This is a genomic window from Paenibacillus phoenicis (assembly GCF_034718895.1).
Taxonomy (GTDB): Bacteria; Bacillota; Bacilli; order Paenibacillales; family Paenibacillaceae; genus Fontibacillus; species Fontibacillus phoenicis.
This window is the reverse complement of sequence record NZ_JAYERP010000001.1, coordinates 476,154-498,368: the sequence shown is the minus strand read 5'-3', so window position 1 is coordinate 498,368 and position 22,215 is coordinate 476,154. Positions and strand designations below refer to the sequence as shown.

17 protein-coding genes are annotated in these 22,215 nt (G+C 51.8%); all 17 read right to left on the bottom strand.

All coding sequences use genetic code 11. The features are described from left to right. Positions 1-146: 146 nt before the first annotated feature. Positions 147-1,034: a hypothetical protein gene (locus tag U9M73_RS02250; protein ID WP_260071062.1), complete on the bottom strand. Its 888-nt coding sequence runs from the start codon at positions 1,032-1,034 to the stop codon at positions 147-149. An 18-nt stretch (positions 1,035-1,052) separates the two neighbouring features. Next, the gene (locus tag U9M73_RS02245; protein ID WP_323076131.1) at positions 1,053-3,782 is read right to left on the bottom strand and encodes a GH36-type glycosyl hydrolase domain-containing protein; all 2,730 of its coding nucleotides are present in this window, start codon (positions 3,780-3,782) and stop codon (positions 1,053-1,055) included. A 217-nt stretch (positions 3,783-3,999) separates the two neighbouring features. Next, positions 4,000-5,424, bottom strand: coding sequence for a type I glutamate--ammonia ligase (gene glnA / locus U9M73_RS02240; protein WP_036646655.1), 1,425 nt, complete (start codon positions 5,422-5,424; stop codon positions 4,000-4,002). Between the two features lie 260 nt (positions 5,425-5,684). Continuing rightward, entirely contained in the window at positions 5,685-6,728 is a 1,044-nt protein-coding gene (aroF, locus tag U9M73_RS02235) for a 3-deoxy-7-phosphoheptulonate synthase (protein WP_009227019.1), read from the bottom strand. Between the two features lie 436 nt (positions 6,729-7,164). Then, positions 7,165-7,881 (bottom strand): CAP domain-containing protein, encoded by a 717-nt coding sequence (locus U9M73_RS02230; RefSeq protein WP_323076128.1) that lies wholly within the window; start codon positions 7,879-7,881, stop codon positions 7,165-7,167. A gap of 158 nt (positions 7,882-8,039) precedes the next feature. Further along, on the bottom strand, positions 8,040-8,999 hold the full coding sequence (locus U9M73_RS02225) for a 4-hydroxy-3-methylbut-2-enyl diphosphate reductase (protein ID WP_036646656.1): 960 nt from the start codon (positions 8,997-8,999) through the stop codon (positions 8,040-8,042). Between the two features lie 61 nt (positions 9,000-9,060). Further along, positions 9,061-10,518 carry a sensor histidine kinase gene (locus U9M73_RS02220; protein WP_009227022.1) on the bottom strand — a complete coding sequence of 486 codons (1,458 nt, stop codon included), beginning with the start codon at positions 10,516-10,518 and terminating at the stop codon, positions 9,061-9,063. Between the two features lie 2 nt (positions 10,519-10,520). Further along, positions 10,521-11,210, bottom strand: coding sequence for a response regulator transcription factor (locus U9M73_RS02215; RefSeq protein ID WP_009227023.1), 690 nt, complete (start codon positions 11,208-11,210; stop codon positions 10,521-10,523). 152 nt (positions 11,211-11,362) lie between these two features. Beyond that, the gene (locus U9M73_RS02210) at positions 11,363-13,000 is read right to left on the bottom strand and encodes a S1C family serine protease (RefSeq protein WP_323076126.1); all 1,638 of its coding nucleotides are present in this window, start codon (positions 12,998-13,000) and stop codon (positions 11,363-11,365) included. Between the two features lie 259 nt (positions 13,001-13,259). After that, a complete protein-coding gene (locus U9M73_RS02205; RefSeq protein ID WP_323076124.1) occupies positions 13,260-13,916 on the bottom strand; it encodes a response regulator transcription factor in 657 nt (218 codons plus the stop codon). Beyond that, positions 13,885-14,955, bottom strand: coding sequence for a sensor histidine kinase (locus U9M73_RS02200; RefSeq protein ID WP_009227026.1), 1,071 nt, complete (start codon positions 14,953-14,955; stop codon positions 13,885-13,887). Before U9M73_RS02200 ends, U9M73_RS02205 begins: the two co-directional genes overlap by 32 nt. A 3-nt stretch (positions 14,956-14,958) precedes the next feature. After that, complete coding sequence (gene liaF / locus U9M73_RS02195; protein ID WP_009227027.1) at positions 14,959-15,906, bottom strand: cell wall-active antibiotics response protein LiaF; 948 nt, start codon at positions 15,904-15,906, stop codon at positions 14,959-14,961. 167 nt (positions 15,907-16,073) lie between these two features. Then, entirely contained in the window at positions 16,074-16,223 is a 150-nt protein-coding gene (locus U9M73_RS02190; RefSeq protein WP_198136242.1) for a hypothetical protein, read from the bottom strand. Between the two features lie 140 nt (positions 16,224-16,363). Next, positions 16,364-17,065 (bottom strand): 3D domain-containing protein, encoded by a 702-nt coding sequence (locus U9M73_RS02185; RefSeq protein WP_009227028.1) that lies wholly within the window; start codon positions 17,063-17,065, stop codon positions 16,364-16,366. Between the two features lie 354 nt (positions 17,066-17,419). Then, positions 17,420-19,357 carry a threonine--tRNA ligase gene (thrS, locus tag U9M73_RS02180; RefSeq protein ID WP_009227029.1) on the bottom strand — a complete coding sequence of 646 codons (1,938 nt, stop codon included), beginning with the start codon at positions 19,355-19,357 and terminating at the stop codon, positions 17,420-17,422. 394 nt (positions 19,358-19,751) lie between these two features. Beyond that, complete coding sequence (locus U9M73_RS02175; RefSeq protein WP_323076120.1) at positions 19,752-20,663, bottom strand: putative sporulation protein YtxC; 912 nt, start codon at positions 20,661-20,663, stop codon at positions 19,752-19,754. 118 nt (positions 20,664-20,781) lie between these two features. Beyond that, positions 20,782-21,918: a cyclic dehypoxanthinyl futalosine synthase gene (mqnC, locus tag U9M73_RS02170; RefSeq protein WP_009227031.1), complete on the bottom strand. Its 1,137-nt coding sequence runs from the start codon at positions 21,916-21,918 to the stop codon at positions 20,782-20,784. Positions 21,919-22,215: the final 297 nt, after the last annotated feature.

Sequence of the window (22,215 nt, the reverse complement as noted above, 5' to 3'; positions counted from 1 at the left end):
TTCGATCTCCCAGCAAGCCGTTATTTCGCAAAAATTCACCATTTTGCAGAATTGACACATTAACGCTTCATCAAGGGAAAGGGGTGATCGGTTTTTCCAGGTCTTGCTGCATCGCTGGCCATGTGAACTTCACTAAGATCGATCACTCAAGGAATCTCACTAAACTCATAACTTCGCGTCCAGCTTTGCCGTTCCCCTGGTACCACATGGACCGTAACGAACATTTCCGGGGAAATGACATGGCCGTGCCCCCAAACAGCGGCTGAGCTTAACGGAAGCTTGCTCCGCTCACGTACAGTCAGTCCGCTGGGCCGATGCTGCAGCTCCCACAGCCAAGGGGTTTCACGCCCGTCGAAGGGGGTCATTCGGAAATAGAAGTCCTTCTCTGGACGGCGCTCCCAGGTCACTTGATCCCCCTCAAACACCAAGCCCTCCAGCGTCGATGGATCATCGCTCCAGATCTCCGGAGCAAACGGCAGCTTCAGCACGTAATCCGGCCCGACCGCATATCCGTCAATACCGAGAAAGTTATGGCTGTATTCGTCGGTCATAATCACTCGGCTCCCAGTGTTCTCCAATATGTAAGTGACGGACAGAAGGTTGCCGGAGATTTTGATGCTTTTTTGCATACGCATGGCGTATCCCCGGCATTCCACAGGCTCGGTCGTAAAACAAATCTGCTGCTCACCACTTTGCTCCACCCGAGTCTCAAAACGCTGGCAGGCGTAATCCCTGTAAAAAAAGTACTCCGCATCATCCGGCCGTGTGAGCAAGCCTACACCCAGCTTGGGGAACCGTTCACCCACCTGAGTTTCCTCATACCCAATCGCTTCCTTGATGCCAAATTCGCTGCAAATTCCAATGCCTCCTGTTCCGGTTCCGGGTGTCAGGCTTTCCGGCACGCAGAATTGATGTTGTCCGTCCAGCTTAACGCCTGTGATGATTCCGGCCCCGTCGAACCGGGTGCCTTGGTACACTTCGCCGAGTTCGGCAATTTCAACGTGCAATCGGTCGTTTTTTAAATGATAAGCCATGGGTTCCCTTCCTATCTATTACGCGGTTAACGTAATTTCTATCCGGTGAACGGCTCCTTCCTGCAGCGCCTCGATCTCTTGACGCGGAATAAGGCAGCCCCCCTCACGAGAGCTGGAATCCAGCGATACGCCATTTACGGTAACGTGACCGATTCGATACTTCCCGTATTCGGCACGCTCCAGGTTACGATAAACGATCTGCAACTTACGTCCGGCGAAGCTGGTGATCACCGACGCTTCTCCCACTGCATCAAATTGCTCTGCAGTCAGCTTCGGTTCCAGACGCAGATCTCCGTAATCGCCTTTGACCCCATATACTTCCGTCAGCAGCGTCAACAGCAGCCAGCTGGCCGATCCCGTTAAATAAGTATACATGCCGCGGCCCCGTTCGTTAATATATTCCGGAATCCCGGGATACATCCGACTGCGTTCAAAATCCGCGGACAAGCGGTAAACGGAATCCAGCACCTGCTTGCCAGCCTGGACGAATCCGCGCTTATAGAGCGCATTGGCGTACATCACCGTCATGTGGCTGAACATCGCCCCGTTTTCTTTATGGCCAAAAGCAAACCCAAACGCCCGCCCCAGATTCTGTTGAATTTCACCAAACCGTGAGTTCAGCCGGTAACCGATGCGCTCATCCTTGAGATACCGATCCACCGCTGCTGTGATTTTGCCAACTTGCTCCTCGGTCGCAATGCCGCCCATGATTGTAAACACTTGACCGGTTAACGTCATACGTACCCCGTTTGGATGGTCTCCTTCCACCCGTACGGCATCGTTGTTGTAATATCCGTTAAACCACTCGAACCCTTCAGCACTGCGGATCCATTCCTGCTTCCGTAAATGTTCAAACGCCCAATCCGCTTTCCGCCGAAGATCCTCCGCCACCTGCTGCACGCTAAACTTCCGCTTCCGCCCGCTGACGGCCGGCACAACGGAGTCAAAATAACGTTCCAGCAGCTCCTGCTTCGCCGGAATGCTGTCGTAGTTAATCGGCGTTCCCAGGCTATCCAGCAACACAGCGATTTCTTCGGCAATCTCGATCGTATCCGTTCCGCCCGGCGCTTGTGCTAACCGAGGAATCAACTCGGAGAGCTCCAGCAAATTGCTGGCATAAAATGCTGTAAACGCAACGCTCTCTCCACGTGCCGGCGCCATATCCAGTCCGTCGTTCCAGTCCGCGCCTTCCAGCTTAATATTGCCATTTTCGCCTACGTTAAAGAACGCCACGATATTTTGCAGCAGAATATGCTCCAAAATGCTCCCTTCGTAAATACGCCCATCTTGCGACAACAGCTTGTTCCCCTGCTCCGGCGTCCAGGCAAGATCACGTTCCTTACAACGTTTGGTGAAAATATCGCGGAAATACGTCTGCGGCTTCAGCAAAAAGCCAAGGTCCCCGCTTTGATGAATATACAGTAGCGTCGTTAACAGCGGCCAAGCCCCATGGTCCATCCATACCCGCGGAATATTGTTGCGGTCAGCGATAAATTCGCCCGGTTTCGCGCCGATAATCGTCGCATTACTGCCGTCGATCCGCACGCCGGCATAGTTGTTGTAAAGCAAATGCCCCACTTCATCCGGCTCCATCACCAGCAAGGCCAGACAGTCCTGCCATAAATCGCGCCAGCCTCGTCCGCCGCGCCCATAATCGTGATACGGGAGGAACGAGTTTCCATATAAACGGCGTAAAATCGGCTGTAGCGTCACCCACTTCAACCAAAGATCATGTTGTTCATCTCCGGATTGAAAAGCGAGCGTATCCAGCTTGCCCCGCCAGTAAGTTTCGTTTTGTTCCAGCAGTTCATCAAATCGGGCCTCTGACAAATATGCTGCAGCAATGCGCTTCGTATCGATCCGGTCATTAGCGATCATCATGGCTACAACATAGGACACCGATTCCCCCGGCGCTAGCTGGGTTGTGGCAAACTTGAGCGCACCAACCGCTTCATACCCCTCGATTTCGGCGCCTGCTTCAACATCCGGCTGACGATTGGCGACCACCGCCTGCGGCCAGTCTAAAGCCCCGCCTTCGCCGATGAAGTCTTCGATCACCGGGAAGAATCCAATCGGAGCAGTCCCATCCTGCGCGGCTCCAAATACGCCGTAGGCCGTTTTGTTCACGCGATGCCCGCGCTCATCGAACGACAGTGCCGGTTGAACCTCTACGCCGTGAGCGGAGGTATATATCCGGTGGAGCAACGAGGTAACATGCCGGTGATCCCGCAGATCGTCAGCAGAACGCGCATACAGCGGAATCGCCGCGGTAGGTGTAATGGTGAGTTCCGTATCCCCGGTATTGGTCAGCCGAACCTTCATCAGTTCGATTTTATCGTCCGTCACGGGAACAAAGCTGGTGATTTCGGCTCTCAAGTTCAGATTGGCACTTTCCCGCGTGATCTTATGCCATAAGAACCCGGCCTCCAGCAAAGTCTTCTCTTTCTCCTCTGAAAATAACGCCGCGTTTTGCCGCGCCGAATTCCCCGTCACGGACCAGGCCCCATAACCATCAAGATAGATCCAAAAATTCCGCGCCGCTTTAGAGTTATGCAAACTCTCCACCGAGATCGGCTCCAGCAGAAATGAGTTATGCCCCGTTGTCGCTTGCCCATGCAAATTCGGTGATACCGAGGACATCATCCCCGCATCATTAACCAAAGGAAAATACAAATAACTGCTTAACTCAGGCTGTTCAAGCCGAAACACACCCTCCTTCCCATGGAATTTCCAGCCGCTTGTCGCCATTTCCCTCATCCTTTCCGTTGAAATCAGATGTTCCGAAATGATTCGGAACCCCAAATCATCCAAGAGTTCAAAAAACCAATTTCATAAAGCAACGAAACCGGTTTCGATATCTTCATTATCTGATCTATTCCTCGGTTTGTAAAGGGTTTCAGTTCGCAAAAAAATAAACCTCCCCATCCAACGGATAGAGAGGTTGTTCGTATGATAGCTACTCGGCTTACAGATCGTAATAAAGACCAAATTCGTAAGGATGTACACGAACTGCAACAGCTCTGGCTTCGGCGCGTTTCATTTCCACGAAGTTGTCGATGAACGCTTTCGTGAAGACTCCGCCTTGAGTCAGGAACTCATAATCGCTTTCCAAAGCGTCCAGCGCTTCGTCCAGGGAGCCCGGAACGCTGCGAATCGATGCTTTCTCTTCATCCGACAGCTCGTAAATGTTCTTGTCGAACGGTCCGTAGCCCAGTTTCACCGGATCGATTTTGTTCTTGATGCCGTCGAGGCCAGCCATCAGCATAGCGGAGAAGGCCAAGTACGGGTTAGCCGTGGAGTCTGGCGTACGGAATTCGATACGGCAGCCTTTTGGCGTTACGGCAGCAACCGGAATCCGGATAGCAGCCGAACGGTTCCCCTTCGAGTATACCAGGTTTACTGGAGCCTCGAAGCCAGGTACCAAGCGTTTAAACGAGTTCGTGCTTGGGTTCGTGAAGGCGATGATCGCCGGTGCATGGTAGAGGATCCCGCCGATGTAGTTCAGGGCGATTTCGCTCAGGTTAGCATAAGCACCTTTTTCGTAGAACAGTGGAGTATCGCCGTTAAAGATCGATTGGTGTACGTGCATCCCGCTGCCGTTGTCACCAAACAGCGGCTTAGGCATAAACGTTGCCGTTTTACCAAATTGAGCGGCGGTATTATGCACGATGTATTTGTAAACCATCAGGTTGTCAGCCGTTTTCAGCAGCGTGTCGAAACGGAAGTTAATTTCCGCTTGACCGGATGTTGCTACTTCGTGGTGGTGACGTTCAACGCGAATGCCGGCTTCTTCAAGCAAACGGCACATTTCGCTGCGGATGTCTTGTTGCTTGTCGGTTGGTGCTACCGGAACGTAGCCGCCTTTAACCGGCACTTTATAACCCAGGTTGCCGCCTTCTTCTGTACGGCCGGTGTTCCAAATCGCTTCCTCGGAATCTACCGAGTAGAACGTTTTGTTCATACCGCTCTCGAAACGAACATCGTCAAAGATAAAGAATTCGGATTCCGGAGCAAAGTATGCCGCGGTACCGACACCGCTTTGTTTCAAATACTCTTCTGCGCGAACCGCTACGCTGCGCGGGTCACGCTCATAACGTTCGCCGTCCGGCGTATAAATATCGCAAAATACGTTCAACGTCGGATGTGCGGTAAAAGGATCAACAAATACAGAACCATGGTCCGGCATCATCACCATATCCGATTCTTCGATACCGCGGAACCCAGGGATCGAGGATCCGTCGAAAGCAACGCCGTTTACGAAGGTGTCCTCATTCACTTCTTTCGCCGGAAGCGTAATGTGATGTTGACGTCCCGACAGATCAACAAAGCGGAAATCTACCCACTCGATTTGCTTTTCCTTGATTGTTTTTAAAACGATCTCTGCTGACATACTCTTTCCTCCCAAAATCACGAACATTAAATCTTATTTTTGCGTTTAACGTTCATCCTTTAGTATGATTATGTCGTCATTATAGGACTATGAAGGCGAAGTCGTCAATACTTATGTAAGGTATTTTTACATGCGATATAAGGTATTATTACGCATAGTACAAATTAATAGACAAATAGTATAAAAGCCCACTCACCGCATGGCGAATGGGCTTTCGGATTTTGTCTATTCTGTGAAAGCGCTGCACATGTCCGTCTATCTTACACGCGAAGTGCAGCTTTTGGGGTATCAAAACGTTTACCTACCAATGGTGCCAATTTCTCCAAATCTTGCAGTAATGCAGCGAATTGATCCGGGAACAAAGACTGTACGCCGTCACCGGTCATCGAGTTGTCTGGATCGGTGTGCATTTCGATAATTAGACCGTCTGCCCCGGCAGCCACGGATGCTTTTGTCATCGGTTCCACCAGCTCACGGCGGCCCGTGCCATGGCTCGGGTCAGAGATTACCGGCAAATGGCTCAAGTTCTGCAGCACCGGAATGGCCGACAGATCCAGCGTATTGCGCGTGTACGTTTCAAATGTACGGATCCCGCGTTCGCATAACATAACGTTCGGGTTCCCGCCCGCCAAAATGTACTCGGCCGCGTTCAGGAACTCGTCATAGGTTGCGCTAAAGCCGCGTTTCAATAGAACCGGCTTGTTGCAGGTGCCCAGCTTGCGCAGCAAATCGAAGTTCTGCATGTTGCGCGTACCCACCTGCAAAATGTCCGCATATTCAGCACACACATCCACGTATTCCGGCGTCATGACCTCCGTAATGGTCAGCAGACCGTGCTTCTTGCCGGCCTCCGCCATCATGATGAGGCCTTCCACACCGATGCCCTGGAAGCTGTAAGGACCCGTACGCGGCTTAAATGCACCGCCGCGCAGCACCTGTCCGCCGGCTGCTTTCACGAGACGCGCAATCTCGTCGATTTGTTCCGGCGATTCTACGGCACAAGGGCCGCCCATGACAACCAGCTCGTCTCCGCCAATCTTAACGTCGCCGATCGAAATGACCGTATCCTCAGGATGGAAGTCCCGACTAGCCAGCTTGTAAGATTTCGAAATTTTAATGACGTTCTCAACGTCCTTCATTTGACGAAGGTGCTCAGCAAGCTTTGGTTCAATCGTACCGATCAATCCGATCACAGTCCGATCTTTCCCACGAGATACATGAGTCTGCAGGCCTTCCTTCTCGATGACAGCGATAATTTCCTGAACGCGCTCCTCTGGGGTTTGGTTTGAAGTAATAACGATCATTTCGATCCCATCCTTTCTCCTATTAGGCGATGCGTGTACGAGCTAAAAACAAATATTCGAATGCACAATCACTGTTTCGCTTGAACGCTTGTGCGCTTTTAAGCTTTTAACCACTAAAGTAACTATAGCCGAATTTACCTCGCCCGTCAACCCTAATCGGCGTAGGTATATGTGGAATAAACTGAGCTTTCGCGGAAACTCCTTCATGTTTCAGACTCTTTTACCCTATTATCCCGTTTAATCCGCGTAATCAGATGATCCAGGAAGAGGCACAACACGGAAAACACATCCTCCTACGCCAATCCATTTCTGGCTCCCTTATCGAAAGGGATAATGGTGTAAAAAGGGGGCGGCGAGCCACTCCCCCGCCTCGTTCTCAGCCGCAACCGCACATAAAAAGGCCGGAGAACAATTCTCCGGCCTTTCGCTTATATCCTTATCTTCCTACGAACTCCTGTGCCCAATACCCATTGTAGTAGCCAACCCCAATCAGGTTGTAGTTGGCGTTCAGAATATTTGCACGGTGTCCTTCACTGTTCATCCAAGCTTTTACGACTTCAGCCGGCGTTTTTTGCCCCATGGCAATGTTTTCGCCTGCGTAGCTGAATTGAATACCAAACTTCTTCATCATGTCAAATGGCGAGCCGTACGTTGGAGACGTATGACTAAAGTAGTTGTTATCGCTCATATCCTTCGCTTTAGCCAATGCCATCTTGTTCAGTTCCGCGTCACCGGTGAGCGGCTTAAGGCCTTGCTTCGCGCGCTCCTGGTTCACCAGTTGGATAACCTCCGTTGCAAATTGCGACTTGTCGGTTACCGCACTTTGCGTATTACCGGTTGTGCCTTGCGTAGTACCTTGAGTTGTTCCTTGAGTCGTACCTTGCGTATTTCCGGTTTGCGTCTGGCCGCCCGTAGTGCCTTGGTTACCGCTTTGGACTGGCTTCGTTGGATAATATAGATACCAAGGAATTGTAAAATAGTTCGTCCAAGTATTCGTATTCGTGCCGTAAGTTGTATAAACCTTATATGTCGTATAAGTTTTATTCGTCGTCGTATTCGAGGCCGCCGAGGCCGATGCTGGTACAACAATTGCTGCTGCCAACATAGCAGTAAGTCCACCTGTCACCAAACGTTTCAGTCGATTCGATTTCATTCTGTCATCTCCTTCGTTGTAGTTAATAGCTTAGTTACATTTTTGTAACCTTTCTACAACGAGTATAACATGAATCGACTCCTATTGACCCCCGCAAATGTTGGTAAATGCGCGAAAACCGCGATGGGACGCGGTTTTCAGCTCTATAAATCTATGTTTTATTCTCCTCTGCTTCGAGCTCCGACCTTCACTGGAGGTAACAACTTCGCTAGATTTACCGTACGAACGATTTCCCAAGTTGCCGGGTCTTCCGGATCATATTGTTCCAGATATTGAATGACTTCCTTCGTAATTGGCGTCGGCGTTGATGCCCCCGAGGTGACCGCTACTTTGCGGACCCCTTCCAGCCACTCGCGCTTCAACTCCGTGATATCCGCGATGCGGTACGCCTTCACTCCAGCAATCTCCTCAGCCACCTGGGCAAGCCGGTTGGAGTTGTTGCTTCGCGGATCGCCGACAACGATCACGAGGTCAGCCTGACCCGCCTGTTCCGCAACCGCCTGCTGGCGCAATTGGGTCGCTAGACAGATCTCATTGTGCACCTCTGCGCCCGGATATTTCTCCAGCAATTTTTTCATAATATGCTTAATATCCCACTGGCTCATCGTCGTTTGGTTGGTAATGACGATTTTGTCGGCGGTCAGATTAAGCCGATCGATCTCTTCTTCCTTCTCGATCAAGTGTACCTTACCTGGAGCCACCCCCATCGCGCCTTCCGGCTCAGGGTGTCCTTTCTTGCCGATGTAGATGACCTCATATCCCTCGGCAACCTTCTCCTCGATTAACACATGGGTCTTGGTGACGTCCGGGCAAGTGGCATCCACTGTGGTGAGCCCTTTCTCCCGGGCCAGCTTGCGAACCTCTGGAGACACCCCATGGGCGGTAAAAATTACCGTCCCGCTCTCTACCTTATTCAAAATCTCCAGGCGGTTCGGACCGTCCAGCGTAATAATTCCCTCGTCCTCGAAGGAGTTCGTGACATGGCTGTTATGCACAATCATGCCAAGTATATAAATCGGCCGCGGCAGATCCAGGTTCTGCGCCGCCTGACGAGCCAGAACCATCGCGTCTACGACCCCATAGCAATAACCGCGCGGTGAAATTTTAATGACTTCCATCAAATATCCCTGCTTTCTAATCCCCCAGATTCCTGACGGAGGGGAGCCTCTCTATTATAAACTATTCCGGCAGGGCATTAAAGACAATGGGAAGCCAGATGATAAACGTCGTCCCTTCGCCGCGTTTGGTCAACACTTCCACCGAACCTTCATGCTCGTCGATGATCCATTTGGCGATCGATAAGCCCAATCCGGTCCCTTGAATCATCCCGCGAGACGGATCCGCCCGATAAAAGCGTTCAAAAATATGCGGCACCTCGCTGCGGTCCATTCCGATGCCCGTATCCGCAATGCGGATGCCGATCTGTCCCCCAGATCGAATCGCATCGATGGTGACGCTGCCCTGCTCGGTATATTTAAACGCATTTTCAATAAAAATAAACAGCATCTGCTGCAAATAATCCTTGCTTCCGTTCACTGTCACGCCGTCCAGCGCTTGCAGATCCCCCTGGACCCACTCCGCTTTCCTCGGCAAAAATTGCGCCCGGCGGACCACTTCCTCCACGACCGGGGCCAACTGGATCGGTTCCTTCGTTAACGTTTGCCCGGCATCGGCCCGGGCCAGCGACAGCAGATCGTTCACCAGCCGGCTCATCCGCTCGGACTCCGCAGCGATGTCGTTCACCGCCTCCAATGAGAAGCTGCGAACCCGCTCCTCCTCGCTTGGATCGCGCTGCTCCACATCCTGGGACCACATCCGTTTTAATAAATCAACATTACCGCGAATGGTCGTAAGCGGCGTCCGCAATTCGTGGGAAGCGTCCGACACGAACCGGCGCTGTGCAGAATAAGCTTCATCCAGCTCCCTGTAGAAGCCTTCGGTTCGGGCCAGCATGTTATTGACGGTCCCGATCAGTTGGCCGATTTCATCGTTCGGCCCCTCGTAGTCAATTCTTACACTCAAATCATTCCCGGTCTGGATGCCATTCGCTGCCTCAATGACTTTACCGATGGGTGCCATCGATTTGCGCGCAAGAAAGTAACCCAACGAGCTGGCCGCCAAAATGGTAACGATGGAGCCAAATAACAATACGGTACTCATCCGGCTCATCAGCTTGTCTTCGGCGCCCGTATACGCCGCTAACTGGATTAAACCAATCAACTGGTTATCGAGGGTAATCGGGAGCTGGTACAGCAAGAAGGAATGATTATATAACTGCACCCGTTTAAATCCCGCAATTTTGCTCGCCGAATCCCCGGTGGGAACCGGAAATTTCATATTCCAATTCAGCAAATTTTGCGAATACCGCGTGTGACCGTCCGTATAATTGTGAATCTGCACAAACAGCTGGGCGTCCTCCAACCGATTCGCCTGCATCGGATCCAAATACAAATCCAGTCCCTGGGTGATGCTGTAGCTTTGGGAGTTCTTGATCCGATTGGCCTGATCCTCCAACCGGTTTCTCACTTCCAGATACGTATTGTATCTGACCAACCCATAAATCGAAGCGCTGAACAGGATCAGCGTTACGGCCAAAATTCCGGTATACCATGCAGTCAGCCGCAGCCGGATCGACATACTTAAGCCTCTCCTCTCAGGATGTAACCGGCCCCGCGGATCGTCTGAATAACGCGCTTGCCGCCGTGTTCCTCGGTCTTCTGACGAAGCATGGCAATATATACCTCCAGCACATTCGATTCCCCGCTGTAGTCGTAACCCCAAATTTTATCCATAATTAAATCACGTGTGAGCAGGCGTTTCGGATTTTGCATGAACAGATGGAGCAGCTCGAATTCCTTCGCCGTCAGCTCCAAACGCTGACCAGCCCGCGTCACTTCACGGGAGTCCAGATCCATGATGATGTCCTCAAAAATCAAACGCTGGCTGCCGGATCGGCTGCCCGAGTCCTTACGCCGGAGCAATGCCCGTACCCGAGCCAGCAGCTCCTCCAGCGCAAACGGTTTGACGAGGTAATCATCGGCACCGATATCCAGGCCTTTCACCCGGTTCTCGACCTCGTCCTTGGCGGTCAACATCAGCACCGGTACGGTGCTTCCGCCCTCGCGCAGCCGCCGGCAGACCTCAAATCCGTCTACCTTGGGCATCATCACGTCCAAAATGATCAAATCCGGGTCGGCGCTCAGCATCATCGACAGCCCTTCCGCTCCGTTCTGAGCTGTATACACGTCATACCCCTCAAATGCGAGGCCGCGCCGCAGCATCGACGTAATTTTCTCATCATCATCTATGACCAAAATCGCCGATCTCACAAGCTATCTCTCCTTTGCCTTTCGCTTGCTGGCAGCAAGCTCTACTGTCTCCATTGTACCAAAATAAACGGTAAACCCGCATCTGGAAGCCAAAAAGGCGGCAGGCTGCTCCTGCCTGCCGCCTTTACCGCCTTGGCTGCTTCCCGTGCGAATTAGTTTACGTTGGTAAACTCGTTTTTATCGCCAATCGTAACCTCAAGGTCAATGTTCTTGCCGTTACGTACGACGTTCAACGTCACTTTCGCACCGACCTGCTGTTTCTGAATGAACTCAATCAATTTCTCTTTGGTAGCATATTTGGTACCGTTAGCCCCGACTATAATATCGTACGGCCGAAGATCAGCGTTATAAGCCGGCGATTTGAACACGATGTCCGTAACAATAGAGCCTTCTTTCACGTCGGTTTGCATTTGCTTCGCAACTTCCTCGGTCATCGTCATCAAAGTCGCGCCGATGAATGGTACCGGTTTTTGTGGAATTTTCTCGTTGTTTTTCAGCTTATCCAACACTTCGGTAACTGTGCTGGTCGGGATCGCAAAACCAATGCCCTGCGCATCCGAGCTTACAGCAACGTTAATCCCGATCACTTCACCGTTCAGGTTCAAGAGCGGACCGCCGGAGTTCCCGGGGTTAATCGAAGCGTCGGTTTGCAGCAAATGCTCGTACTCGCGGTCCTTCTCACCGTTTTCCCCGGCGATCGTGATGTCGCGTTCCTTCGCACTCAGCACCCCGGCCGTCACCGTATGGTCAAAGCCTTGCGGGTTCCCGATCGCTACCAGCCATTCCCCAACCTGCGTGTTGTCCGAGTTGCCCAGCGGAATCGACGGGAAGTTGCTGTCGCCGTCGATTTTCAGAACGGCCAAGTCAAGCTCATAGCTGGTGCCAAGTACTTTGGCCTCATAAGGCTTATCTGTGCCTTGGACCGTGACCTGCACAATGTCGGCGTTATGCACAACGTGTTCATTCGTTAAGATGTAGCCCGTTTTATCGAAAATAAATCCGGATCCGATCCCCGTCGGCACCAGTTGGCTCGAGCCGGAGGAGGAGCCGCCGCTGCCGTTGTTGCTGCCATTGCCGCCAGAGCCAAAGAAGTCATCGCCAAAGAAGTAACGGTAGAATGGATCGTTGCTGTACGGGTTGCTGCTTCTTTGCTTGCTGGCATCGGTTAACGTTTCGATTTTAACAACGGCCGGCCCAGCTTGATTCACGACTTTCGTCACCTCACCGGAATCCGTTACCGGGTACAATGCAGTGGTTGCCTTGCCGGACGATTCAGTAGTACCACTGCTATTGGATGCGTTGCTCGATGCCGGCACCGAAGAAGATGCGGCTTGATCCGGCGTAAACAGGTTCGCGCGGTCCGCATAAAACATCGCGCCGGTCATAATCAGCATGCCGGCCAATACACCGGCGATTACCGAACGAACGGAGGATTTACGCTGCGGTTTGCTGTTGTATTGCCAGTTCACACTCTTGGCTGCCGGCAAGCTGCTGCGTCCGTCTCCATTGGAACCGTTCGTTGGTTCAGCTGAGCTGCGAATCATTTCATAGGAAGAAGGATAAGGTTTCAGCGGCTGCGGTCTCGTCACTTCTACTTCTTGAGGTTGGCTTTGCGAGTAGCCGGTTGCTTGGCCGGATTCCTCGTTGTTTTTTCCATAGGATTGAAAAGGTCCGTAAGAATAATAATAGGAAGAACTCGACTCCGAAGATTCTTGACGCTTAGGTTCATTTGCATTGGCGTTGGCGTCGTCTTCAAAAGGTTGGCCCGATTTATTTCTTTGATCATCCATATTCATTGACCTCCTTCCCCCGAGTGGTTCAGGGGTAACTTGTTTTTCTTGTTTTCTTGATTTTTATTCTGTACCAGAAACCTTAAACATACATTAAAAACAATTAAAAAGGAGATAAAAGCTAGAATTGCTGATCTAAAGCCATTTTCGAGATCTAACCGAGCCGTGCCGAAGCATCAAAAATAGCGCCCCATCAGGCGCTATTTCCGTTAAAGGCGACGTATGGATAACGCCTCATTTTACCGATATGATGATAAATCTATGAACGCCCTACCCATCCTTGCCGGTGGGCATAGATTGCTAGCTGCGTGCGGTCCTCCAGCTCGCATTTCATCAGCAGGTTGCTGACGTGGGTTTTGACCGTTTTAATGCTGATATGCAGCTCCTCGGCGATGTCCTTGTTGCTTTTTCCCTCGGCGATTAACAGCAGCACTTCCTTCTCCCGCTCGGTCATCCCCGAGTCATCCCCTTGTACGGTTCGCTGACGGAGGCCGCGCGTGAGCGCCTGGGCCACTTCGCCCGTCATCACCGGCATCCCGCGGTATGCCCCTTGCAGCGCGTAAATCAGCTCCTCGGCTGAGACCGTCTTCAGCACATAGCTGACCGCACCGGCTTCAACCGCCTGCACGACGAGATCATCCTCCAAGAAGCTGGTGAGGATCACGATTTTCATATCCGGAAACCGGCTCCGCACTTCCTTGGTTGCTTCTGCTCCGTTCATGCCCGGCATCATCAAATCCATCAGAATGATGTCGGGCTGCCCCTCCCGAAGTCCTCGCTCCAATAACTCTACCGCCTCACGACCATCTCCAGCCTCGGCGATCACCTCGAATCCCGGGTCTTGCATCAAATACGTCTTTAACCCCATCCGTACCATGTCATGATCATCGACGATCATCACCTTGATTTTGCTCATCCGCAGCTCCCCCTTTCCCTTCCTCAAACTTCGGAATATGCACCCGTATCGTTGTTCCTGCCCCCGGCTTGCTAATGATTTCCGCATTGCCGCCAAGCTTCTCCGCCCGCTCCTTCATCGTCGTTAGCCCGTAGGAGCCCTGCTTCTGATACGTGCTGCTGAAGCCTTGTCCGTCATCGCTGATGCTCAACACCACTTGACGCGGACCTTCTCGCAACGACAAGCTGACCATACTAGCCCCGGCATGCTTCACGATATTCGCCATCGCTTCCTGGATGATGAGGAACAGCTGATGCTCTTTCGCTTCCGACATATCTCCCTGGATGTCCATATCCTTAATCCCTTTGAGTCCGTTTTGCCGGCAATAGTCGGGAAACCACTGATCGAGCGCCTCGGCCAACGATTTGCCAACCAGCTCCATCGGACGTAACTGAGCGATGAGTGCCCGCATCTGCTTTTGCGCCGTATTCGACATCTGGATCAGCTGATTCAGCACCGTTTCTGCCTGAGTAGCGTTATTCTCCAGCACCTTTGGCAAAGAGGAAGCCGCCATATGAATGGCGAAGAGCTGCTGGCTGACGGTATCGTGCAAATCGCGGGCCAGCCGTCTGCGTTCCTCCAGCACCGCTTTTTCCGCTGCCTGCTCCTTCTCGACAACCTCTTGCTCGCCAAGCTGTTGAAGCAGCTGCATTTTTTTCTCCATGGCATCAATCATGTTGTTAAATTCCTGGTACACTCCGTTAAAGGTTTGGTCCGCCGTTTCCGGCATCCGCACCGATAAGTTCCCCTTGGCGACTTGCAGCATGTTCAGGTGTAAGTGATCGATCTTCCCCTGGATGCGCCGACCGGCGATATAGCCGATAATCAGCGCCAAAACGGCGATGCCTGCCATATCGTAAATCCACACCCAGGAATCGCTGACCACGATCACCCCGGTAGTCGTTCCGATATAGAAGGCAACCGCCGTCAGGCTGCCGGTGAGCAAGAAATAACACAACAGCTCCCACTTCGTATTCATCAAGATCCGCCGCACAATCATGGGTTACCCTACCATGTTCACTTTAACGTCGCCCACAAACACGCTGACAATCAGCTTAATCCGCTTGCTGGCTTCACCGTAATACGGAGATTCGGCGGTGACGCTGCTCATGAAGCCGCCTTGCTTCTGCGTCAGCACTTTCAAATCGCCGATGAACGCGCTGGAGGTGGCCACAATACCGATATCCATATCGTCGGGGATGAACACTTTCACGTCGCCGATGAAGGACGAAACATTAATTTTCGTTTCCCCGTAAGGAATTTGCGCCTTGGTTAGATCAATGATCGTATCGCCGATAAAATGGGAGATATTCATCGGCTTCAGCTGGAAATAATCCTGACCCAAGTGAACATCACCGATAAATCCGGATTTCTGGATGACCGATCCATGGCCTCCTGAACCACCTTCATGATGGTGGTGCCCGAAATTAGGATGGGAAAAACGCGGTTTTTCCTGCTTAGCTGCTTCTTCCTTCTCTTTCTCCTTCTCCATCGATCCGAAAATCGAATCCAGCGGAGACTCCATCTCCGGATGGAACGTTGGTGGCGGAGGATCGAGCGGCGGCATCGGAGGCGGCGGAAAATCGTCGCGCCGTTTGCGCCGATGCGGATCACGCGGTTTGAACAGGACGAACAACCCGCCGATGATCAACATCACCGGAAAGAAGAAGCGGAAAAAGTCGCCCGGACTTAAGTCAATTAAATTCAGATTGCGGCCCAGGAAATACCCGCCGATCAGCAATAATACGACACTGCCGACAAAGTTACCGCCCCGCCAGCCGCCGTTGCTTAAGTTCACCAACCCTCCTAAAATCAGAAACAAGGGCCAGTATGTCGCGAACATTTCGCCGATGCTGAAATCGGTCACCCCGAACTGATTCAGAAGAAAAACTGCCCCGATACCGATCAGCACCATCCCTCCAATAAATCTTCCAAATAAGCCATTTCTCATCTCGTTACCTCCAATGGACTGCCTCTTACTAATGCCAGTTTACCTGAAGCGTAAGGTGATGAACAGCGGCGCGGGATGGAAAGCTTGATCGGTCCCAAGACCGAGGGGAAAGGGAATATATGTAAAAAGCGTCCCTCAAGGGACGCTCTTTTCGCTTTACGCGATCATTATTGTTGTTTGTTCACTGAAGTCGTTGCATTGCGAGAAGCTTTCGCTTTCTGAGCAACGGTTGCTGTGCTTTCTTCAGCAAATTCCTCATTAAACTTCTCGTTCGGTGTTTTGTAACCTGGAGAAGCGGCTTTCTTTTGATTTGCCATGATTCTTCACCTCCCTCTCGCATACGCCAATTTTGTGGATTCGTCGGCGTTTTCGCAGCCCCTAGTCGTGGACCACGAACCTTATTATGCGAACCGGGAAGATGAATTATGCGAGCGAAAAAGCGAAGGGGTGGCGAAGCTTAAATCGCCTTGTCCCAAAGATTTTCAGGAATTTCTTTGTTCACTTCCATCGCTTTGCCAAGCTCCTTCAGCATCTCTTCGGTCAACTTGCCGTCTCCTTTGCGAACCACCTGGACCTCAACCTCTTTTTTGCCCCATTCCTTATAAACCTGCTTGATGGTATCAAAATAAAGGTCGATTTTATGACCGCGGATCGCGGAGCCTTTATCGGCAACGACCCCGTAGCCATACCCCGGAATATAAAGGATCGTGCCAATCGGAAAAATCTTTAAGTCGGCGGCAATCGTCGAGACGGTATCTTTGTCACGCCGCACCCGAACGCCCGAATACGTGATGCCGTATTGCGGATGGTTGGGCTTCTTGCCGGTGGATTCATAGCCGGCGGTATAACCGGTTGCCAGCACTTTGACCGTTTCCACCGCTTTTTTCTTACGCTCAGGCTGAGCCTGTTGAGCCTGTTTATGTTCCGGGTTCATCATGATGACCCGTTGATATTGGTATTGTCGTGTTGTTCTTACCGCCTGCAGTTGCTGCGTTTGCTTCAGCCCCAGCCATTCTGCGTAATTCCGGTATTGCCGGTTCGCGTAAATGCTTTGCGGCTGGAAGCCCCCAACCGGCAGATCCGCCGCCATCGTAAATACAAGCAATCCTGCAAGCAAACAGCGTGTACTAAACTTGTGCCAGAAATGAAATTGGCGCATGAGAAAACCTCCCCCTTATTCGAAAGGTTTTCCACATACGCCCAATTCTATACATCCTGGCTTTTCATCACGAAGCTTTACCGAAGAGGCTTGATCGACGTCGAATCATGAATACAGTTCATTTCCGCTCAAAACCGCCGATTCAGCCAAAAACTCCCTCAATGAAATGCACTTTTACACTTCAGGCCCCTTGAAATCGGGATTTTGCACATCACGCAATGCACTTTTGCAGTTGGAGCTTTTGAGGTTGGGTTAATTCAACTGGGCCTTCCCCCACACAAAAATGTTGTAAAAAGTGCAACATTTACTCCGCTCATCCGCCCGAGCGGACGGTGCAGACGAAACGCACACGAACTAAATCACGTGGTTGCGGATTTCCTCCTGCAATTGAGCAATCACTTCATCCACCGCTTTGGCGCCAAGGTCGCCTTGGCCGCGTTTGCGGACGGAAACGGTGCCGGCGTTTTGCTCGTTTTCGCCTACGACGAGCATGTACGGCAGCTTCTCAAGCTGAGCTTCGCGGATCTTATACCCGAGCTTCTCGTTGCGCAGATCGCTTTCGGCGCGGATGCCGGCAGCCCGCAGCTTGTCTTCGACCTGACGAGCATAAGCGTCGAAGTTGCTGGACACCGGAAGCACCTTCGCTTGAACCGGAGCGAGCCAGAGCGGCAGATTCCCTGCAAAGTTCTCCAGCAGGAAGGCCGTGAAACGTTCCATCGTCCCGAGGATCCCGCGGTGCAGCACGACCGGACGATGCTTCTGGCCGTCGTCGCCAACGTACTCCAGCTCAAAACGTTCTGGCAACAGGAAGTCGATTTGCACAGTCGACAGCGTTTCTTCCTTGCCAAGCGCCGTTTTGATCTGCACGTCGAGCTTCGGTCCGTAGAACGCCGCTTCGCCTTCTGCTTCAAAGAATGGCAAGCCGGCTTCCTCTACAACCTCGCGGAGCATCCGCTGCGCCGTATTCCACATCTCGTCGTTTTGGTAGTACTTCTCCGTATCTTGAGGATCACGGTAAGATAACCGGAACCGATACTCATGAATCCCAAAATCGTTGTATACCTGTTTGATCAAATCCAGGACGCGCTTAAATTCATCTTTGATTTGATCCAAACGGCAGAAAATATGAGCGTCATTCAGCGTCATAGAACGCACGCGGTGCAACCCGGTTAATGCGCCGGACATCTCATAACGATGCTGCATCCCCAGCTCGGCGATGCGGATCGGCAAGTCCCGGTAGCTGCGCATATCACTCTTATAAACCATCATGTGATGCGGGCAGTTCATCGGACGAAGCACGAATTCTTCCGTATCGATCGCCATTTTCGGGAACATGTCTTCTTGATAATGCTCCCAGTGACCCGATGTTTTATACAAATCCACGTTCCCCAGCACCGGCGTGTATACATGCTGGTAACCCAGTCTTTCTTCGATATCAACGATATAACGCTCCAGCGTCCGACGAACCGTCGCTCCCTTCGGCAGCCAAATCGGCAAGCCTTGGCCGACCAGGTTGTTGAACGTAAAGATGTTGAGTTCCTTCCCCAGCTTCCGGTGGTCGCGTTTCTTCGCTTCTTCCAGCATGTGCAGATGATGATCCAGGTCCGCTTTCTTCATAAACGCGGTACCGTAAATCCGCTGCAGCATTTTGTTGTTGCTGTTGCCGCGCCAGTACGCGCCAGCCACGCTCAGCAGCTTAAACACTTTGATTTTCCCGGTCGAAGGCACGTGCGGCCCGCGGCACAGGTCGAAGAACTCGCCTTGATCATAAATCGAAATGACGCTGCCTTCCGGCAATTCGCGAATGATCTCCAGCTTATACGGATCATCCAGCTCCGTATAGATCGCTAACGCTTCTTCACGGCTAACCTCGCGGCGGGTAATCGGCAGGTTTTCACCGATGATGCGTTCCATTTCTTTTTCGATCTTTTGCAGGTCCTCTGGATTAAGCGGATGCTCCAAGTCCATGTCATAGTAGAAGCCGTCTTCGATGACCGGCCCGATCCCCAGCTTCACTTCCTTGTTGCCAAACAAGCGTTTCACCGCTTGAGCCATCAAGTGGGCGCTGCTGTGACGCATGATTTCCAGACCTTCTTGGGAATCCCCAGTAATGATCTCAACTTTGGCGCCATCCACCAGCTTCGTGTTTAAATCCACCGCCACGCCATTGATTTTTCCGGCCAGCGCATTTTTGCGCAAACCGCTGCTGATCGAAGCAGCGACATCCTCCAGACTGCTGCCTTCCGCATACTCCCGAACCGAACCGTCCGGCAAAATAACAGATACTGCCACCTTGATTTCCTCCCTAAAATATGTGATTGTTTACCGGAAGCGGACAAATCAAAAAACGCCCGTCCCGGAAAGGGACGAGCGTTAAATACCCGTGGTTCCACCCTCATTCGGCCAATCCGCAGCACTCACCCGTGCATCACAACTCGGAAACGGCCCTTAATTCGGCATTCGTTAACGGGAATGAACCGGTATTCCTTACTTCACGAAGGTTCGGGAATACAGCTACAAAGGGGTAAACCAAAAGCGAATCCGAAGGGAATTCCAGCCAAGTTCCCTCTCTCTGTACCGTTCAAGCCTTCTGGCTCATGTCTTTGTCCACGCTATTTAAGGTTGTTCACTTAATGGAAGTAATTATAATGCGAACTTCCCGGATCGTCAAGAAACCTCTTCTTCATTACCCTTGATCTAGACGCCGCGTCTCCTGATGGAACAGCTGGCAATGCGGGCAAAGCAAGCAGATTTCCACCCGATCGCCAAAAATCCGCGAGATCGTCGTAATCACCTGGGCATCAGGTTCCTGGGTATGAATCAAAATCCGGTCCGGGGACAGGGAGATCAAGGTGCTGACGATCACGTCCTCCATCTGCATCTCCTGATCGGCAATCCGCGCGACAACCCCGCCAGAAGCCGGCACACGAATCGGCGTAAATTGCTCGTTCAGAATCGCAAATTCATGATCGTGCTTATGCATCAAATGAACTAACGGGGTCAAAGGCTCCTGAAAATACACGAAATACTGCAGCAGCCCAATAAATTCCTCATACTGCTTGTCGAGCAAAAACTCGTCGACGGCATAATCTACGATTTCGCGCAGCTTGTCCTCGTAAGCCTTGAGGCGAAACCAGACGAACCCTTCCAGATGGAGGTCGGAGGAAGACTGCAAATACTCGCGTAGCGCTTCTTGTACCAACGCTTTGCGTTCCTCTCGGGCACAGCCGGTAACAGCTTCTTCGGCCAGAAGCCGGTCCACCATGTCATGAACCTGCTGCGCTTCCTCGCGGGATTCGAAGCTGTAATCCCGTCTCATGACTCGAGCGGCGACCTCTTCTTCCTTCTCGCTGATGATGTATTCTGCGATGCCAAGCGACAAAAGGTCGATCAGTTGTGGATCGCAAGCAGCTTGCCCCCCGCCGCTGGAGTCTGGACGTCCGATAAGCACCGCCTCCAGCATCCCGCCTTCGGCTGCTTGAAAGCTAAGCCGAACCTCGCGGTTATGTAAGCTGCTGACGGCCTCCTGTATCAAAGCTTTGAACCGTTCCTCCGATTCGGCGGAACCACAATTGACGCGTACAGTAAAAAAATCCATGAATCTGGCCCCCTTCCGCTTCCTTCTCCAAGTATATGGTGGGAAGGTAGCGGATATACGGGAACCGTTCATGGAATGAAAGGCAGTTCTGCCAGCAATATTTTATAGGAGAATCAAGTTAGTTTTGCATAATAAAATCGCGTTCGACCGTAGCTTCTTCATCAAACACACGTAAAATCTCATATTTGGTATTGCGTTGAGCCGGAACTTTGCCTGCGGAACGAATGATCGACAGGATCGATTCGATGTTCACTTTATGCGTCGCACCGGCGGACGATACAACGTTCTCCTCGATCATCGTGCTGCCGAAGTCGTTACAACCGTATTGCAGCGACAGCTTGCCGACTTCAGGACCCATCGTCACCCAAGAGGACTGCAGGTTTTTGATGTTATCCAACACAATTCGGCTAATCGCTACCGTTTTTAGATAGGCTTCCGGCGTTTGCCGTTCGGCTTTCAGGTTCGTGTTGTCCGGCTGGAACGTCCAAGGGATAAAGGCCAAGAAACCTTCCGACGGATAACCGTTCTGGATGCATTCATCCTGTGCTTCCCTCACGCGCAGCAGATGCAGCGCCCGTTCTTCCATCGACTCGCCAAACCCGATGACCATCGTGGCCGTCGTGTTCATTCCGATTTTATGGGCGGTTTGCATTACGTCCATCCAGTCTCTCCAGGAGCCTTTCAGGCGGCTGATTTTGCGGCGTGTCCGGTCGTCCAAAATTTCAGCTCCGCCGCCCGGCAGCGAATCAAGACCTGCTGCATGGATTTCGCGCAAGACCTCTTCCAGCGAAAGCCCATCGGACACTTCCTTCATCTTCATGATTTCCGCAGGTGAGAACGAGTGCATCGTGATGTTCGGGAACCGCTCTTTAATCGCCTTCAATAAGTTCGTATAATAGCTAAATGGTAAATTCGGGTTGGTTCCACCTTGCATCAGAATCTCTGTGCCGCCTACGTCCACCGTTTCCTGGATTTTTTGAAAAATCACTTCGTCCGGAAGCACATACCCTTCCTCAGAACCTGGCCGGCGGTAAAAAGCACAGAACCGGCAATATACGTCACAAATGTTCGTATAGTTGATGTTCCGTCCGATCACAAACGTCGTGATCGGTTCGGGATGCTTGCGCTCCATCAAAATGTTGGCGGTATGCCCGATCTTCTCCACTTCGTCAGATTCGAACAACCGGATCGTATCCTCCAAATCCAGGCGTCCGCCCTGCAGCGCTTTGTTTAATATATCGTCGATTGCAGTCATATCACTGCCTCCTCGTATAGTATCTTTAAAAAGCTCTTTTAGGTTCATTTCCATCCCCCCGGGGGATGGAAAACAGCCTCCAAATTTCCAGCTTGTTCTTTGAAAATTCCATCAGGGACTGGACTTTCCGGTATGCCTCTGGACAATGGAACGTAGGGTCCATTCGGGGAAATCCTTCTGCCTCCAGTAGCATCGTCTACTCCTTAAGTCTGTTTCTCCGGTACGCGTCTGAGCTTCTTACCCGCTGGCTGTTCCCTTCGGCATCCCATGCCCGGTTTTAGCAGATCCGGGGCAGCT

Excerpts from the sequence above, each read along its gene's own strand:
- U9M73_RS02250 (WP_260071062.1), bottom strand. The coding sequence starts at position 1,034 with ATGGCTTATCATTTAAAAAACGACCGATTGCACGTTGAAATTGCCGAA.
- U9M73_RS02245 (WP_323076131.1), bottom strand. The coding sequence starts at position 3,782 with ATGGCGACAAGCGGCTGGAAATTCCATGGGAAGGAGGGTGTGTTTCGG.
- glnA (WP_036646655.1), bottom strand. The coding sequence starts at position 5,424 with ATGTCAGCAGAGATCGTTTTAAAAACAATCAAGGAAAAGCAAATCGAG.
- aroF (WP_009227019.1), bottom strand. The coding sequence starts at position 6,728 with ATGATCGTTATTACTTCAAACCAAACCCCAGAGGAGCGCGTTCAGGAA.
- U9M73_RS02230 (WP_323076128.1), bottom strand. The coding sequence starts at position 7,881 with ATGAAATCGAATCGACTGAAACGTTTGGTGACAGGTGGACTTACTGCT.
- U9M73_RS02225 (WP_036646656.1), bottom strand. The coding sequence starts at position 8,999 with ATGGAAGTCATTAAAATTTCACCGCGCGGTTATTGCTATGGGGTCGTA.
- U9M73_RS02220 (WP_009227022.1), bottom strand. The coding sequence starts at position 10,518 with ATGTCGATCCGGCTGCGGCTGACTGCATGGTATACCGGAATTTTGGCC.
- U9M73_RS02210 (WP_323076126.1), bottom strand. The coding sequence starts at position 13,000 with ATGGATGATCAAAGAAATAAATCGGGCCAACCTTTTGAAGACGACGCC.
- U9M73_RS02205 (WP_323076124.1), bottom strand. The coding sequence starts at position 13,916 with ATGAGCAAAATCAAGGTGATGATCGTCGATGATCATGACATGGTACGG.
- U9M73_RS02200 (WP_009227026.1), bottom strand. The coding sequence starts at position 14,955 with ATGATTGTGCGGCGGATCTTGATGAATACGAAGTGGGAGCTGTTGTGT.
- liaF (WP_009227027.1), bottom strand. The coding sequence starts at position 15,906 with ATGAGAAATGGCTTATTTGGAAGATTTATTGGAGGGATGGTGCTGATC.
- U9M73_RS02190 (WP_198136242.1), bottom strand. The coding sequence starts at position 16,223 with ATGGCAAATCAAAAGAAAGCCGCTTCTCCAGGTTACAAAACACCGAAC.
- U9M73_RS02185 (WP_009227028.1), bottom strand. The coding sequence starts at position 17,065 with ATGCGCCAATTTCATTTCTGGCACAAGTTTAGTACACGCTGTTTGCTT.
- U9M73_RS02175 (WP_323076120.1), bottom strand. The coding sequence starts at position 20,663 with ATGGATTTTTTTACTGTACGCGTCAATTGTGGTTCCGCCGAATCGGAG.
- mqnC (WP_009227031.1), bottom strand. The coding sequence starts at position 21,918 with ATGACTGCAATCGACGATATATTAAACAAAGCGCTGCAGGGCGGACGC.